Source organism: Pseudoalteromonas sp. APM04 (genome assembly GCF_022809815.1).
Classification (GTDB): Bacteria; Pseudomonadota; Gammaproteobacteria; order Enterobacterales; family Alteromonadaceae; genus Pseudoalteromonas; species Pseudoalteromonas marina.
Window position 1 is genome coordinate 1,918,251 of record NZ_CP094441.1, and the last position, 16,020, is coordinate 1,934,270.

A 16,020-nucleotide genomic window follows, 5' to 3' on the forward strand; every position below is an offset into this window, starting at 1 on the left:
TTGTCAACTTTTAAAACAAGCCGAATCATAGAAATTATTTTGCTCAATTTTCTAGGACTTACTAATTCAGTCTGCTTTCTTGGCTTTACAATTTATAAAACTTAGATTAAGTCAGTTTCTTAATTACGCGGATTCAAATCTGAAGTGCATAACGTTTAGGCGGCTTTAGCCGCTAAGTGTTTAGTCGTAAACTAATTTTGGCCAAGGATTTGTATTCTAACCAGTATCTTTTCTCTGACTCATTTTGTATTGGTCCACCGTTATAGCTATGAGGCCTAACCTGGTTGTAATATCCAATAATATATTTAATGACTGCATTTTCCGCTTCAATAAATAAGCGGTAACCCGTTGTTGGTACCCATTCTGTTTTTAAACTTCTAAAGAATCGCCCCATCGGGTTATTGTCCCAACAATTACCACTACACTTGGATAGTTCTGATTTTAAAAACTGCACTTTATTCGGCTTCGTCCATTCATCACCCAAACGATGCATACCATAATTACAACTAGTAACTATATAAGACAACATCTCCGTCTCTTTTTAAGCTTGGGGCCTGTTATCGACCACCTTTAAACTTGAATTTAACGGAGCTACTTCCAGCACGGTCGGCTTAAAACTGACACAACCTGATAAGGCAATAATCAATATAATTACATACAAGATTTTCTCAAAACTAACACTCCCTCTTTGTGGCTAACAATTTTGTATCCGACATTTGTCGCTTTATAAACCGACAAATGTCCAAATATTACCAATATTTCTAATTTAACCGGCGAATAAGCTCATGTAAACAATTAGTTAGCTCTCATCTATATTTAATGAATGCAGAAAAACACCAAAATAATGGAGATCAGTAATATTGAACAAAAGAGTAATGCAATAATAAATATAAAACATAGACTTTTTCGTCTGACCTTTAACCTTTTCCCTAAAACAAAAAAGCCGCTATTCGTTTAAAACAGCGGCTTTTCTACTTAAAGCTTATAACTAAAAACTAATAGCTAAACCCTAAGCTTTACCAATCACTTCAAGTCCACCCATGTATGGGCGTAATACTTCTGGCACGACTACTGAACCATCGGCTTGTTGGTAGTTTTCTAGTATGGCAACTAGTGTACGGCCAACGGCTAAACCTGAGCCATTTAGTGTATGTAGTAACTCTGGCTTTTTAGCACCTTCACGGCGAAAACGTGCTTGCATACGGCGCGCTTGGAAATCGACCATGTTTGAACAAGACGAAATTTCGCGGTAGGTATCTTGCGCCGGTAACCATACTTCTAAGTCGTATGTTTTAGCTGCGCCAAAGCCCATGTCGCCCATACATAAAATTACTTTACGGTATGGTAGTTCTAATGCTTGTAAAATTTGCTCTGCGTGGCCTGTTAGCTCTTCAAGCGCTTGCATTGAATCTTCTGGTTTTACTAGTTGTACTAGTTCAACTTTATCAAACTGATGCTGGCGAATTAAGCCGCGTGTATCGCGACCGTAGCTGCCCGCTTCACTTCTAAAACATGGCGTGTGCGCAGTTAAGCGAATGGGTAAATCGCTTTCTTCGTAAATCTCGTCGCGTGCGCTGTTAGTAAGCGGTACTTCTGCTGTAGGGATTAAGCTAAAGCCAGCTTGTTGCTCGCCGTCGTCGTTTACTAGGCCTAATGTATGGAATAAGTCGCCTGCAAACTTAGGTAATTGGCTTGTGCCGTATAGGCTTGCGCTATTTACTAAGTACGGTACATACATTTCAGTATAGCCGTTTGTGTCTGTGTGGGTATCTAGCATGTATTGCGTAAGTGCACGGTGCATACGCGCTACTTGGCCGCGCATTACTGTAAAACGTGCGCCACTAATTTTAACGCCCATTTCAAAATCTAGGCCGTTTAGGTCTTGGCCTACGTCCACGTGATCTTTTACTTCAAAGTCGTACTTTTTAGGCGTGCCCCAGGTAAGTATTTCAACGTTGTCGTCTTCATCAGCGCCTTCTGGTACTGATTCGTCTGGTAAATTTGGAATTGCTAAAGCAATGTCGTTAATGGCGTTGAGTACTTCGTCTTGTGCTTTTTTAGTTGCGTCTAATTCGCTGCCTAAGTTTGCCACTGCGTCTAATAGCGGCTGTGCGTCTTCGCCTTTCGCTTTTGCTTGGCCAATGGCTTTAGCACTGGCGTTACGTTGACTTTGAAGCTCTTGCGTTTTTACTTGTAATGTTTTGCGTTGCTCTTCAAGTTCTGTCACTTTTGCAACATCAAGCTCGTAGCCACGAGCCGCTAAGCGTGCTGCAGTTTGCTCAACGTCTTGTCGTAAATATTTAGAATCTAACATGTTAGTTTTTTAACCTTTTTGCATTACCAGCTGAAGGCCCAGCCAAGCCATAAAAATACAGACCATCACATTTAAGATGATATTGAGGGCCATTTTAATAAAGTGACCTTGTTGTAACAACAACAACGAGTCCATTGAGAATGTTGAAAAGGTGGTTAATGCACCTAAAAAGCCAATACCGATAAGGGTTTTAGCGGGGCTTACAGTGATAATTTGTTTATCTATCAAACCGTATAAAACGCCCATTAACAATGAACCCAGAATATTAACCGCCAACGTACCAAAAGGGAATCCCCTACCAAGGAGTTTTAGCATGGTTTCGCTAATAAAAAACCGTAAACAAGCACCTGAAGCCCCGCCAAGGGCGATCATCATATAAAGTTTAATCATTTTCGTATCGTTTATGTGGGCTTTGCGCATCGCGCTCTTTTAGGTAATCGAGTTTTTGCTTAATTTTTTGCTCTAGGCCGCGATCGGTTGGTAGGTAATATTCCTTGCCGTCCATTTCTGGTGGTAAGTATTTTTCACCGGCGGCAAAGGCGCCCTCTTCGTTATGCGCATAGCGGTATTCAGCACCATAGCCTAAGTCTTTCATTAAGTTGGTTGGTGCATTGCGTAAATGCTCAGGCACTGGGTAACTTGGCTCGTTTTTGGCATCAGCTTTTGCTTGATTAAACGCCATATAAACCGCATTACTTTTGGGTGCGCTGGCCAAATATAAGGTGGCTTGTGCAATGGCGCGTTCGCCCTCACTTGGGCCTACACGCTGAAATATATCCCATGCGTTTAATGCCACTTCCATAGCCCGTGGGTCTGCGTTACCTATGTCTTCAGTGGCAATGGCAAGTAAACGTCTTGCTACATAAAGTGGGTCGCCGCCACCGGCTAAAATACGGCAATACCAATACAACGCACCATCGGGTGAACTGCCTCGTACCGATTTATGAAAAGCCGAGATTAAATCGTAAAACTCATCGCCGCCTTTATCGTATTTAGCCAAATGGGTAGGCAGTACTTGGCTTAATACGTGCTCATCTACGTTGTATGTGCCATTTTGCTCGGTGGTTAAATCAACCGCTTGCTCAAGCAGGTTTAACACTTTGCGGGCATCACCGCCGCTTGCTTGGCACAGTGCCTGTTTGGCGTTAGTAGCAATAACTATGTTTTTTTGGTTTAGTTGCTCATCTTGCTCAAGTGCGCGCTCTATTACTGTGTATAAGTCGCTATCGGCGAGCGACTTTAAAACATACACGCGGGCACGCGATAAAATCGCATTATTAAGTGCAAATGAAGGATTTTCGGTTGTCGCGCCTACAAATATAAACGTGCCGTCTTCTATGTGAGGTAAAAATGCATCTTGCTGCGATTTGTTAAAGCGGTGTACTTCATCCACAAACATTAAAGTGCGTTGCCCGCGGCTTTGTAGGTTATCGTGCGCTTGCGTTACGCTGTCGCGAATATCTTTTACGCCTGCGGTCACAGCCGACATTTGTATAAGCTCGGCATCGGCGTGGTTTGCTATAATTTGCGCCAAGGTTGTTTTACCCACCCCTGGCGGCCCCCACAAAATTAAGCTATGGCAGCGCCCTGCAACAATAGCTTGATGCAAAGGTTTGTCGCTACTCAGTAAATGCTGCTGACCTATGTATTCATCAAGCGTTGTTGGGCGCATTCGCGCCGCAAGTGGGCGTACATCGGGTCCAAAGTTAAAGCCTAAATTACTCACCGTGGCTTTGATCGTCTATTTCAACACCTTCTGGCGGTGTAAATTCAAATACTGTGGCGTCAAGCTCGGTGTTTACTTTAGCATCGTTAAAAGTAAACGATGAAAGTTGGCCCGAGTTATCTGTCACTACTAATGTTGCAAGGCCTGCTTGGTTATCCACAAACGTAATATCTAACTGCTCTACTTGGCTTTCTACGCCTTTATTTGGCGTAACACTATAGCCTGAGTCTGTTGCTTGAACACTGTATTTTTCCCATTGTGCAGGGTCTTTTGAGGTAAGTAATACAAACGGCGTTGAGTCTATTAAGCTGTGAGTATTCATTATGGTTACTTGCTCAGCAAAACTGTCGAAGTAATAGGTTTTATCACCATTAGATACAAATAAAGTATCGCCTGGGTTGGTTTGTTCCCAGCGTATCATCATAGGTTGTTTAAGGGCGATTGTACCCTCGCCTTGCATTACGGCTTGGCCTTCTTTGTCTGTTACTTTTTGTGCAAACTGCGCTTTAAAGCTTTTAAGTGTTGCCAGTTTGTCTTGCAGTGCTTGGCTGTCGTCTGCAAAACTCGGTGCGGCAATTAAGCCACTTAATACTAATAATAAACTGTTTAATTTTTTCATTGGTTTGCTCCATTAGGTACTAATACATCGCGAGCACCATTATGACCTGGTGAACTTACGATACCTGATGTTTCCATTTGTTCTACTAAGCGTGCTGCACGGTTATAGCCTACGCGTAACTTACGTTGTACTGATGAAACCGATACCTTGCCTGTCTCAATTACAAATGCGACCGCCTCGTCGTAAAGTGGGTCTGACTCTTCATCTGCACTTTCACTTGCTTCACCGGGTAGTAAAATATCTTCAGTGGCATCGCCATTAAGAATTTCATCTATGTAATTAGGTTTAGCACGCGCTTTCCAATCGTTAACGACTGCGTGTACTTCGTGGTCATCTACAAATGCGCCATGCACACGCTCTGGCACGCTTGTGCCTGGCGGTAAATAAAGCATGTCACCCATACCGAGTAAGTTTTCGGCTCCTTGCTGGTCAAGTATGGTGCGCGAATCTATTTTACTTGATACCTGAAACGCCATACGCGTTGGTATATTGGCTTTAATTAAGCCTGTAATTACATCAACCGATGGACGCTGAGTGGCAAGTACTAAGTGAATCCCTGCTGCACGTGCTTTTTGCGCTATACGTGCAATAAGTTCTTCTACTTTTTTACCAACAATCATCATCATGTCGGCAAACTCATCAATTACCACAACAATGCTTGGTAGTTTTTCAAGCTCGTCGGGGCCGTCCTTCATACCGTCTGTGTCTTTAAAAAGTGGGTCCATAATGGGGTAGCCCGCTTCTTTGGCATCAAGTACTTTTTGGTTGTAACCTTTTAAATTACGCACACCCAACGCTGACATCAATTTATAACGACGTTCCATTTCACCTACACACCAACGCAGCGCGTTAGCCGCTTCTTTCATGTCGGTAACCACTTCACATAATAAATGCGGTATACCCTCGTAAACCGAAAGTTCAAGCATTTTAGGGTCAATCATGATCATACGTACATCATCTGGGCCAGATTTATACAGTAAGCTTAATATCATTACATTAACGCCCACTGACTTACCCGAGCCCGTTGTACCAGCTACCAATAAATGTGGCATTTTACCTAAATCGGCACACACAGGTTGCCCTGCAATGTCTTTACCTAACACCATGGTAAGCGGTGATGGATTTTGCTCAAATTTAGGCGCATTTATTACTTCAGACAAGCGAACTATTTCACGGTGTTTGTTAGGCAGCTCTATGCCTATGTAAGTTTTACCCGGTATAACTTCAACAACACGTACACTAATAGCTGAAAGCGAGCGGGCTAAATCTTTTGATAAACCGGTAATTTTAGACACCTTTATACCCGGTGCTAAATCAAGCTCAAATCGCGTTACAACAGGCCCAGGATATACACCAACTACTGTAGCTTGTACGTTAAAGTCGAGAAGTTTTGTCTCTACAAGGCGAGATACAACATCGAGCTCTTCTTGCGAAATTGGGTTTTTAGCTTTATCGGGTCTGTCGAGTAAATCAAGCGACGGTAATGGGCCTGGTGGCGGCTCTTGGTCAAGCAGTTGTTCAAACTTTTCTTTTGCTGTTGGTGGTGGCTGATACGCAGGCTTTGCTTTTGGCATAGGCCTTGCTGGCGATACCACGGTTGTTACTGGTTTTTCAGGTTCTACAACTTGGCTTTGATCAAGCGCGTTTAATGCCGCTGCCGTATCCATTGGTTCATCATCTATTGCACTAAAGCCAATTTCTTGATCGAGTATATCGTCAAGCTCATCAAATGGGCTGTAGTCGTCGCTGATATGTGGCTCTGTAAAAGGCGTTTGCGGTTTATTAATGGCTTTTTGAGGTGCGTCGTTTTTTGCCTCTACTGGCGCTTCAAGCTGCTCTGTGAGGTCGTCGTTAAACTGAGCATCTGCATTGTCACTGTTTGTGTTTGCAGCAATTCGTTCTCTGTTTATCCAACCTTTTATGTACGAAGTAATAAAGCGATACAACCTAACCATTAAATCGCCTAGGTAATCTACAAAATCAACCCACGACACGCCTGTTAAAAGGGTTAATCCTGCAAAAAAGAAACACAATAGCAAAATTGATGTGCCGGTAAAATTAAACGCCGGCATCATGGCAGTCGCAATGACATCTCCCACTACCCCGCCTGATGAAAAATTATAAATATCGTCGAAGTTAATACTGCTAATTGCCGTAGCTGAGGTCACAAACAGGGCTAAGCCTATAATGCGAAGGGCTAATGTTGTGTAATCAAGCTGTAAAATACGGTGCGGCTGTTTAAACAATAAATAGCCGAATAACTGAATCGCCGCCGGAACTAAATACGCAAGCCACCCAAAAGTAAGCAGCAGTATATCGGCAACCCAAGCACCGGCGGTGCCTGTAATATTTTTTACGTTTCTAAATTCGCCGGTTTGTGACCACGAAGGATCTGCCGGGTCAAAACTGATTAAGGCACATAAAATAAATATTGCAGCAAAGGTACTGATAATCAGCCCTGTTTCTAATAGTCTTTGCACACCGTTTAGGCGCATAACTTCCTATCCCTCTTATTATTCTATTTATTACACTTCAACAGCAGTCAAATACCTTAGCAGGAAATGCAATTTGATGCACTTTATCTTAATGTGTATGGCCTGATTATGAACACGTTTTTATAAATTAGAGCCTGTTTACCTTTAACAGTTAAACTTATGCGATGTAAGGGCGAATAATTACGCCGTCTTCACCTTTAACTTCTTCCATAACTACATAGGTGCGACTTTCACTCACGTTTGGCAACTTTAAAAGAATGTCTCCTAATACACCACGGTATTCTGACATATCATTAACACGCGTTTTAAGTAAGAAATCAAAATTACCCGACACTAGGTGACATTCTATTATTTCTTCGTGCTTTTTCACGGCTGCACTAAACTCGTCAAATACGTCTGGCGAGGTTTTGGTAATCGTAACTTCTACATACACCGATAACCCCTGCCCTAACTTAGCCGGATCGACCACCGCTTTGTATCCGAGTATGTAACCTTCTCGCTCAAGCTTTTTTACGCGCTCTAGGCAGGGCGTGGCACTCAGGCCAACTCGTCGGGCCAGTTCAACATTTGAAAGACGCCCATCATGTTGTAATTCCATCAAAATTTTACGGTCTATTCTGTCTAATAACTGATGCATAAGGCTCACTAGTTTTTTATTCTGTTTATTTTTATTATTTAGATAATAACACTAGCTTGGTATTTAAAAAAGGTGAGACACACTGGCTTGTCATGAATATAATAGTGAAAAATTTCAATCCGTTCTTAATAAGGCAAATGTTATGATTATTGGTGTACCTAAAGAAATCAAAAACCATGAATACCGCGTAGGTATGGTTCCTGCTAGTGTTCGTGAATTAGTTAATCACGGCCACCAAGTGATTGTAGAAACAAATGCAGGTATGGGCATTGGTTTTACAGATGAAGATTACACCCAAGCAGGTGCAGACATTTTAGCAACTGCGGCTGACGTTTTTGCAAACGCAGACATGATTGTAAAAGTAAAAGAACCACAAGCAGTTGAACGTGCAATGCTTCGTGAAGACCAAATTCTTTTCACTTACCTTCACCTTGCACCGGATCTTCCACAAACTGAAGACCTTGTTAAGAGCAAAGCGATTTGTATTGCTTATGAAACAGTAACTGACTCTCGTGGTGGTTTACCACTTTTAGCGCCAATGAGTGAAGTAGCTGGCCGTATGTCTATCCAAGCCGGTGCACAAGCCCTTGAAAAATCTAACCACGGTCGTGGTATGTTACTAGGCGGTGTACCTGGTGTTGAGCCAGCTAAAGTTGTTGTTATCGGCGGCGGCATGGTTGGTCGTAGCGCTGCACAAATGGCTGTAGGCCTAGGTGCTGATGTTGTAGTACTTGATCGTAATATCGATGTACTACGTGCACTTGACGCACAGTTTGGTAATAAAGTTAAAGCTATTTACTCAACAGCTGATGCACTTGAAAAACACGTACTAGAAGCAGACCTAGTAATTGGTGGCGTACTAATCCCTGGCGCTGCTGCTCCTAAGCTTGTAACAGCAGAGCACATCAAAGCAATGAAGCCTGGCGCTGCTATTGTTGACGTTGCAATCGACCAAGGTGGTTGTATCGCAACTTCTAAAGCAACCACACACGCTGATCCTACTTTCATCGTTGATGAAGTTGTTCACTACTGTGTTGCTAACATGCCGGGTGCTGTTCCTCGTACGTCTACATTTGCACTTAACAATGCAACATTGCCGTTTATCATTAACCTTGCAAACAAAGGTTACAAAAAGGCATTGCTAGACGACGCTAACTTCCTAAAAGGCTTAAATGTAATTAAAGGCCAAGTAACGTACAAAGAAGTTGCTGAAGCATTTAACATGGATTACGTTGACCCACGTACAGCGGTTGAAAACGCTTAATTAAGCGTTTGTACCAATAAAAAAAGCAGCTATAAAGCTGCTTTTTTTATGTCTAATTTAAAATTAAACCTAAATAAACCGTTTAATAATAAAGTCTACTTTTACCCGTTTTGCTTGGCCAAGTAACTTTTTAACTGGCTGAGGGTAATCTTCCATGGTTTCTAAATCGTCTGGCCCTGTTAGTCGGCGACAGTGCTTAAGAATTTCATGCTTTTCGTTATCAATTGCTTGCATAATAGTTTGCTCAGGATCTTCAATTAATATCCCGTTTTCTATGTCTAAGCCCCATGCTCGTGGGTTTAGGTTATGCCCACTCAATAAATGCTTTGATCTATCGGCACATATTCCTTTTAAATGGAAAGAGTTATTGTCGTGTTTCCAAAGGTATACATTTAAGTTACCGTTATCTATATGGCGTTTTTGTGTTTTAACAAATTTATGCAAAATAGTTTCGTATAAATAAGGCAACGCACCAATTTTACTAAACGGCTCACTAGGTGGCATATAAAAATCATTAGCGGTTTTATCACCCACAACAATTGTAATATGTTTGCCTTGTTTCAAAAGCCTGCGTAACGAACGCATAAGCGGCGCAGGAAAATTGAAGTACGGTGTATAAAGTACTAACTCACGCTCTGTTGTATCAAAAAGCGCTTTAATCATACGATTAAGTTCGTTATGACGACGCCCAAGCCCTAAAAACAAGCGAATATTTAACGCATTATTGCTTGCTTGCTCAGCCGACTTATAACTTGCTGCTTTTAGATCACGCATTAATTGCTTTTGTTCAAGTTTAAAGTCAATTAATCGCTTGAGCGGACGCGTGTCGATACGAGGCACTGCCACTGAACTCAATAGCTTTGATTCAATAAAGTCTATTACAGAGTCACACAGGCCTTTTTGCGTAATTAAAAAGTAACGGTCAAGCCTGTAGCGGTCACTGTGCTGTAAATACACATTATTTAAGCTAGCACCGCTGTAAAGCAACGTGTCGTCTATTACAAAACCTTTTAGGTGTAATACACCAAACAGCTCTTTCGCTTTTACCGGTACACCAAATACTTGTACATTTGATTTAAATTTTTCTAGATAGTCACAGTATAAACTTGCGTTCCCGTCTGATTTCTCAGCACCAATAAGCCCACGCTGGGCACGATGAAAATCGACCAGTACTTTTACTTCAAGTGCAGGGTTGGCTAAAGACGCATTGTGTAATGCCTCTAAAACTTCGCGGCCTGCTTCATCATCTTGCAAATAAAGCGCAGTAATATAAATGCGCTTTTTTGCGTTAGCGATTAAATTAAGTAATTGTGTGCGGTAATCTTGCGCATTGGTTAAGACGTTAACGTCTTTTGAAGTCAACCCAAATGCGGGTTTTTCCTGCCAAAATAACATAGTTGCCTATTCATTTAGGTCACATAATCTATCAGTGACAAATCAAAATTAGGTAAAACATAACAAAAAAAATCAAAGTGGTCATGAATTAACGACGTTTTGTTGCTTGTTAGTCTATTTATTGAGCTAGTTTACCCTGCAAGGCGGAAAAGTATGTTTGTTTAGTACATAAAAATGAACAGGTTTTCGATTTACTAAAAAAAATAATCTCAGATTTTGTTTACTTCTGCCTTGTTTTTCTTAGAATCGAGCGCATTAATGACCGTATAGAATCGTTTAGGAAAATATCATGACTGAAGCAAAACATAGTAAGCTACTAATTTTAGGCTCTGGCCCAGCTGGTTACACAGCTGCAGTGTATGCAGCCCGTGCAAATTTAAACCCTGTTTTAATTACAGGTATGCAACAAGGTGGTCAATTGACTACTACCACTGAAGTTGAAAACTGGCCGGGTGATGCACACGGTTTAACAGGCCCTGCACTTATGGACCGCATGAAAGAGCATGCTGAACGCTTTGAAACCGAAATTGTGTTTGACCACATAAATAAAGTTGATGTTTCTAAACGCCCTTTCACACTAACTGGCGATCAAGGTACATACACATGCGATGCACTTATTATTGCTACAGGCGCATCTGCAAAATACTTAGGTTTAGAGTCTGAAACAAACTTCCAAGGTCGTGGTGTATCGGCGTGTGCAACATGTGATGGCTTTTTCTATAAAGGTCAAAAAGTAGCAGTAGTTGGTGGTGGTAATACCGCTGTTGAAGAAGCACTATACTTATCTAACATTGCTGATGAAGTCCATGTAATTCACCGTCGCGATAGTTTCCGTAGTGAAAAAATTCTTGCTGATCGTCTTACTGAAAAAGCGGCAAACGGCAACGTGGTAATGCACTACAACCGTACACTAGACGAAGTTTTGGGCGACCAAATGGGTGTAACAGGCATTCGCATTAAAGATGTAGCATCTGATGCTACTGAAGATTTAGATTTGGCGGGTGTATTTATAGCAATTGGCCACAAACCAAACACAGATATGTTTGAAGGCCAGCTAGAAATGAAAGACGGCTACCTAGTTGTTGAGTCAGGTCTTAACGGTAACGCAACGCAAACAAGCGTACCAGGTGTTTTTGCTGCAGGTGACGTGTCTGACCATATTTACCGTCAAGCGATTACATCTGCTGGAACAGGCTGTATGGCAGCCCTTGATGCAGAGCGCTATTTAGACAACCTATAACGTTTATTTTTTATAAAAGGGGCTGAACAATCAGCCCCTTTTTTTACGCCTAAAATATAGTTACACTTTTAAAACAAATTATAAAAAGTAAACACGTTATGACTAACCAGCTATACCAACTAAGTGATACAGATATAGCATTTCCCAATCCAGAATATGCATTAGTTTCTCCAGACGGCCTACTAGCTGTGGGTGGTGACTTGAGCCTAGCTCGCCTTTGCAATGCTTATAGTAATGGTATATTTCCTTGGTTTAGCGATAACGAACCTATTATGTGGTGGTCACCAAGTGAACGTGGCATTGTGGAGTTAAATGAGTTTCATGTTAGTAAAAGTTTACGTAAGCACCTAAAAAAATACCCCGTAACAGTGACAGTTAATAACGCCTTTGTTGAAGTTATTGAAGCATGCCGTGACCAACGCATTGATACCGACGGTACTTGGATCACTACTGATATGCTTAGTGCTTACATAAATGCTCATCATGCAGGCGTAGCGCATAGCTTAGAGGTGTGGCGCAACGGAGAGCTTGCAGGTGGACTGTATGGAATTATGCAAAATGGTGTGTTTTGTGGCGAATCGATGTTTCATCATCAAACTAATTGTTCTAAATTAGCTATGTGGGCGCTTGTGAATTGGTTAGAAAACCATGACGCTCATTTTATTGATTGCCAACTCGAAAACCCATATTTGATGAGTTTGGGAGCAAAAGTTATTCCTCGAACTGATTTTTTAGCTAAACTTAACACTGCACTTACCTATAAAGTTAATCCTACTATGTGGGAACCACAGGAACTTATTGCAATCTATGAATGAAAACCTAACAGCCCGTGTTGGTTTAAGCCAAGAATTTGCGTGTAGTTATCTGCCCAACAGGCGCGAGCAACTATTAGTCATATTAGATCCCACTTATTATTGCTCAGAAAAGTTCGAATCTTTGTTAGCAGTCGGCTTTAGGCGCAGTGGTAACCAAATATACCGCCCTCACTGCCCCGTTTGCAGTGCATGTAACTCTGTTCGTGTTTTAGCGCAAGAATTTATGCCATCAAAATCACAAAAACGTAAACTAAACAAAGCAAAAACACAGTTTACGGTCACTTACTCTACTCGCGAACGAGCAGAGTATTATCCGCTGTACAGTAAATATATAACTATGCGCCATCAAGACGGCAGCATGTACCCACCACAGCCTGAACAATTTCAAAGCTTTTTATTTTGCAGTTGGCTTGAAATCACATTTATCGAACTTTGGCATCAAGACACTTTAGTAGGTGTAGCTGTAACCGATTGTATGGACAACGCTATTTCTGCTATTTACACGTTTTTTGACCCTGACTTTGAGCACTATAGCCTAGGATCAATTATGATATTAGAGCAGCTAAAATTTGCTAAAGCGCAAAATAAACAATTTGTGTATTTGGGCTATCAAATTGATGAGTGCACCAAAATGAAGTATAAAACTCAGTTTTTACCCGCACAAAAACAGCTTAATGATGAGTGGGTGGCTATTTAATTTGCAAATATAGCCCCTGTGCCTTTACTTATTGGTGTATTTTGGGCAAAATCTGCAGCGTTTAACTATTAAAGAGGTGTTACGCTAAACATGGCGAAAGAAGACGTAATCGAAATGCAAGGGACTGTCCTTGATACTTTACCAAATACAATGTTCCGAGTTGAGCTAGAAAATGGTCACGTAGTTGTGGCTCATATTTCAGGTAAAATGCGCAAAAACTATATCCGTATTTTAACCGGCGATAAAGTAACGGTAGAAATGACTCCTTACGATTTATCGAAAGGTCGTATCGTATTCCGTGCTCGCTAAGTAAGTGCGTAAACGAGATTTAGTTTTTGGCTAGTGCATAACTAGCTTTAAGCGTTTATTAAATGTAATTGATGGACTTTGACTAGCAATTACATTTAATAAACAAAAAACCCAGCTTTTGCTGGGTTTTTTGTTGCCTAAAATAAAAAATGGCCCGGTATTACAAGCGAGCCATTTAGAGTCTTATGCCGTTTATGCTGGTGTTAAACTACTTTCGTAATCAAAACGGATTTTCTTGTCTTTTACCGACACCTTCACTGTGCCGCCATCAGCCAACTTACCAAACAGTATTTCGTTTGCGAGTGGCTTTTTGAGCTCTTCTTGAATAACACGCGCCATTGGGCGTGCACCCATCGCTTTATCGTAGCCTTTTTCAGCTAACCATTCACGTGCCTTAGAGGTCAATTCAAAATTAACCGACTTCTTATCAAGCTGTGCCTGCAGTTCAACAATAAATTTATCAACCACCAACAAAATAACTTCACGTTCAAGATGGTTAAACCAAATAATGTTATCTAAGCGGTTTCTAAACTCTGGTGAAAATGTTTTGTTAATTTCACCCATTGCATCGTGTGTATGATCCTGCTCACTGAAGCCAATTGACTTGCGAGTTGTTTCTTGCACGCCGGCATTAGTGGTCATTACCAGCACAACATTTCTAAAGTCAGCTTTACGGCCATTGTTGTCGGTTAATGTACCGTGATCCATTACCTGCAATAAAATGTTGTAAATATCTGGATGCGCTTTTTCAATCTCATCGAGTAAAACCACCGCATGAGGGTTCTTAATAACAGCCTCGGTTAGCAAACCGCCCTGCTCAAAACCAACATAACCTGGCGGTGCACCAATTAAGCGGCTAATTGCATGACGCTCAACATATTCCGACATATCAAAACGAATAAACTCAACACCCATGCACTTTGCAAGCTGCTTAGTTACCTCTGTTTTACCAACACCGGTTGGACCAGCGAATAAGAAAGAACCCACTGGTTTTTCTTCACTTGTTAGCCCTGAACGTGACAAACGGATTGCCGATGTAAGTGCATCAATTGACTGATCTTGACCAAACACCAACATTTTAAGATTACGGTCAATATTTTTAAGCGTTTCTTTGTCCGATGACGATACATTTTGTGGTGGAATGCGCGCCATTTTGGATATGATCATTTCAATGTCTGATACACCAATGGTTTTTTTACGTTTAGAGCTTGGCTGCAAACGCTGGTTTGCACCGGCTTCATCAATTACATCAATGGCTTTATCAGGTAAGTGACGCTCGTTAATGTATTTAGCACTCAGCTCCGCCGCGGCTTTTAACGCTTTTTGTGTGTAACGAATACCATGGTGTTCTTCATAACGATCTTTCAGGCCATTTAGAATTTTAGTGGTATCGGCAACACTTGGCTCAAGTACATCAATTTTTTGAAAACGACGAACTAATGCACGGTCTTTTTCAAAAATATTTTTATACTCATTGTAAGTAGTTGACCCCATACAACGGAGCTTACCACTTGAAAGTAATGGCTTAAGTAAGTTAGAGGCATCCATAACGCCACCTGACGCAGCGCCTGCCCCAATGATGGTGTGAATTTCATCAATAAATAAAATAGAGCCTGGTTTTGCTTGTAGCTCTTTTAATAAACTTTTAAAACGTTTTTCAAAATCGCCACGGTATTTTGTACCAGCAAGCAATGCGCCCATGTCTAACGAGTAAACCACTGCATCTGCAATCACTTCAGGAACTTGCTCGTTAACAATACGATAAGCTAACCCTTCAGCAATTGCTGTTTTACCCACTCCCGCTTCACCTACAAGCAATGGGTTATTCTTTTTACGACGACACAACACTTGTACCGCACGTTCAACTTCACTGTCACGGCCAATCAATGGATCAATATTACCATCGCGTGCTTGCGCATTTAAGTTAGTAGTGAAGCTGTCTAGCTTGCTGACCTCTTCATTTTGAACTTCTTGCACTTCTTCGTTTATGTCGTCCGTATCGTCGCCTAAATCATCATCGGTTTTTGAAATCCCATGAGAAATAAAGTTAACAATGTCTAAGCGCGAAACATCATTTTTCTTAAGCAGATAAACGGCTTGGCTTTCTTGCTCAGAAAAAATAGCAACCAACACATTTACGCCGGTAACTTCGTTTTTACCTGATGATTGAACATGAAACACCGCACGCTGTAATACTCGTTGAAAACCAAGCGTGGGTTGTGTTTCACGCTCTTCTTCTAAATCGGGGATAACCGGTGTTGTTTCATCAATAAATTCAAGCAATTCGTATTTTAAGCCTGAAATGTTAACACCACACGCATTTAGCGCTTCTGAAGCAGAAGGGTTATCTAATAGCGCAAGTAAAAGGTGCTCGACAGTCATAAACTCATGACGGCGAGTGCGCGCTTCACGAAACGCGGCATTTAATGTAAGTTCTAAGTCTTTGTTTAGCATTGGCAACCCCTTACTGAGATAATAATGTATACCACAACAAACAGGTGTGTGATCA

At 41.4% G+C, this 16,020-nt stretch carries 13 protein-coding genes and 1 pseudogene; 5 read left to right on the forward strand and 9 right to left on the reverse strand.

The genetic code is table 11. The features are described from left to right. Positions 1–172: 172 nt before the first annotated feature. The 7 genes and pseudogenes from MTP24_RS08980 to lrp all read right to left on the reverse strand — a co-directional run. Positions 173–445 (reverse strand): annotated as a pseudogene (locus tag MTP24_RS08980) (integrase core domain-containing protein); the annotation flags it as partial. 564 nt (positions 446–1,009) lie between these two features. Next, positions 1,010–2,314, reverse strand: a complete 1,305-nt coding sequence (serS, locus tag MTP24_RS08985; protein ID WP_089347797.1) for a serine--tRNA ligase — start codon at positions 2,312–2,314, stop codon at positions 1,010–1,012. Between the two features lie 9 nt (positions 2,315–2,323). Then, a complete protein-coding gene (gene crcB, locus MTP24_RS08990) occupies positions 2,324–2,704 on the reverse strand; it encodes a fluoride efflux transporter CrcB (RefSeq protein ID WP_010556384.1) in 381 nt (126 codons plus the stop codon). Then, positions 2,697–4,040: a replication-associated recombination protein A gene (locus tag MTP24_RS08995; protein WP_243530715.1), complete on the reverse strand. Its 1,344-nt coding sequence runs from the start codon at positions 4,038–4,040 to the stop codon at positions 2,697–2,699. The genes crcB and MTP24_RS08995 overlap by 8 nt, the downstream gene beginning before the upstream one ends. Then, positions 4,033–4,659, reverse strand: coding sequence for an outer membrane lipoprotein chaperone LolA (gene lolA / locus MTP24_RS09000; RefSeq protein WP_243530718.1), 627 nt, complete (start codon positions 4,657–4,659; stop codon positions 4,033–4,035). The genes MTP24_RS08995 and lolA overlap by 8 nt, the downstream gene beginning before the upstream one ends. Further along, on the reverse strand, positions 4,656–7,154 hold the full coding sequence (locus MTP24_RS09005) for a DNA translocase FtsK 4TM domain-containing protein (protein ID WP_008127237.1): 2,499 nt from the start codon (positions 7,152–7,154) through the stop codon (positions 4,656–4,658). Before MTP24_RS09005 ends, lolA begins: the two co-directional genes overlap by 4 nt. Positions 7,155–7,311: 157 nt before the next feature. Next, positions 7,312–7,791, reverse strand: a complete 480-nt coding sequence (gene lrp / locus MTP24_RS09010; RefSeq protein ID WP_006792871.1) for a leucine-responsive transcriptional regulator Lrp — start codon at positions 7,789–7,791, stop codon at positions 7,312–7,314. A gap of 142 nt (positions 7,792–7,933) precedes the next feature. On the opposite strand from lrp, the gene ald reads away from it, so the two are divergent. After that, the gene (ald, locus tag MTP24_RS09015; RefSeq protein WP_243530721.1) at positions 7,934–9,055 is read left to right on the forward strand and encodes an alanine dehydrogenase; all 1,122 of its coding nucleotides are present in this window, start codon (positions 7,934–7,936) and stop codon (positions 9,053–9,055) included. Between the two features lie 69 nt (positions 9,056–9,124). On the opposite strand, the gene pssA is transcribed toward ald, so the two are convergent. Next, positions 9,125–10,450 (reverse strand): CDP-diacylglycerol--serine O-phosphatidyltransferase, encoded by a 1,326-nt coding sequence (gene pssA / locus MTP24_RS09020; RefSeq protein ID WP_058428805.1) that lies wholly within the window; start codon positions 10,448–10,450, stop codon positions 9,125–9,127. Between the two features lie 289 nt (positions 10,451–10,739). On the opposite strand from pssA, the gene trxB reads away from it, so the two are divergent. The 4 genes from trxB to infA all read left to right on the forward strand — a co-directional run bounded on the left by trxB (position 10,740) and on the right by infA (position 13,511). Continuing rightward, complete coding sequence (trxB, locus tag MTP24_RS09025) at positions 10,740–11,690, forward strand: thioredoxin-disulfide reductase (protein ID WP_006792874.1); 951 nt, start codon at positions 10,740–10,742, stop codon at positions 11,688–11,690. A gap of 98 nt (positions 11,691–11,788) precedes the next feature. Continuing rightward, on the forward strand, positions 11,789–12,505 hold the full coding sequence (aat, locus tag MTP24_RS09030; RefSeq protein WP_243530725.1) for a leucyl/phenylalanyl-tRNA--protein transferase: 717 nt from the start codon (positions 11,789–11,791) through the stop codon (positions 12,503–12,505). Continuing rightward, complete coding sequence (locus MTP24_RS09035) at positions 12,498–13,202, forward strand: arginyltransferase (RefSeq protein ID WP_243533698.1); 705 nt, start codon at positions 12,498–12,500, stop codon at positions 13,200–13,202. The genes aat and MTP24_RS09035 overlap by 8 nt, the downstream gene beginning before the upstream one ends. Before the next feature lie 90 nt (positions 13,203–13,292). Beyond that, positions 13,293–13,511: a translation initiation factor IF-1 gene (infA, locus tag MTP24_RS09040; protein WP_002962494.1), complete on the forward strand. Its 219-nt coding sequence runs from the start codon at positions 13,293–13,295 to the stop codon at positions 13,509–13,511. A 192-nt stretch (positions 13,512–13,703) separates the two neighbouring features. Here the strand turns inward: infA and clpA are convergent, their stop codons facing one another. Then, on the reverse strand, positions 13,704–15,965 hold the full coding sequence (clpA, locus tag MTP24_RS09045) for an ATP-dependent Clp protease ATP-binding subunit ClpA (RefSeq protein ID WP_010556376.1): 2,262 nt from the start codon (positions 15,963–15,965) through the stop codon (positions 13,704–13,706). Positions 15,966–16,020 lie beyond the last annotated feature (55 nt).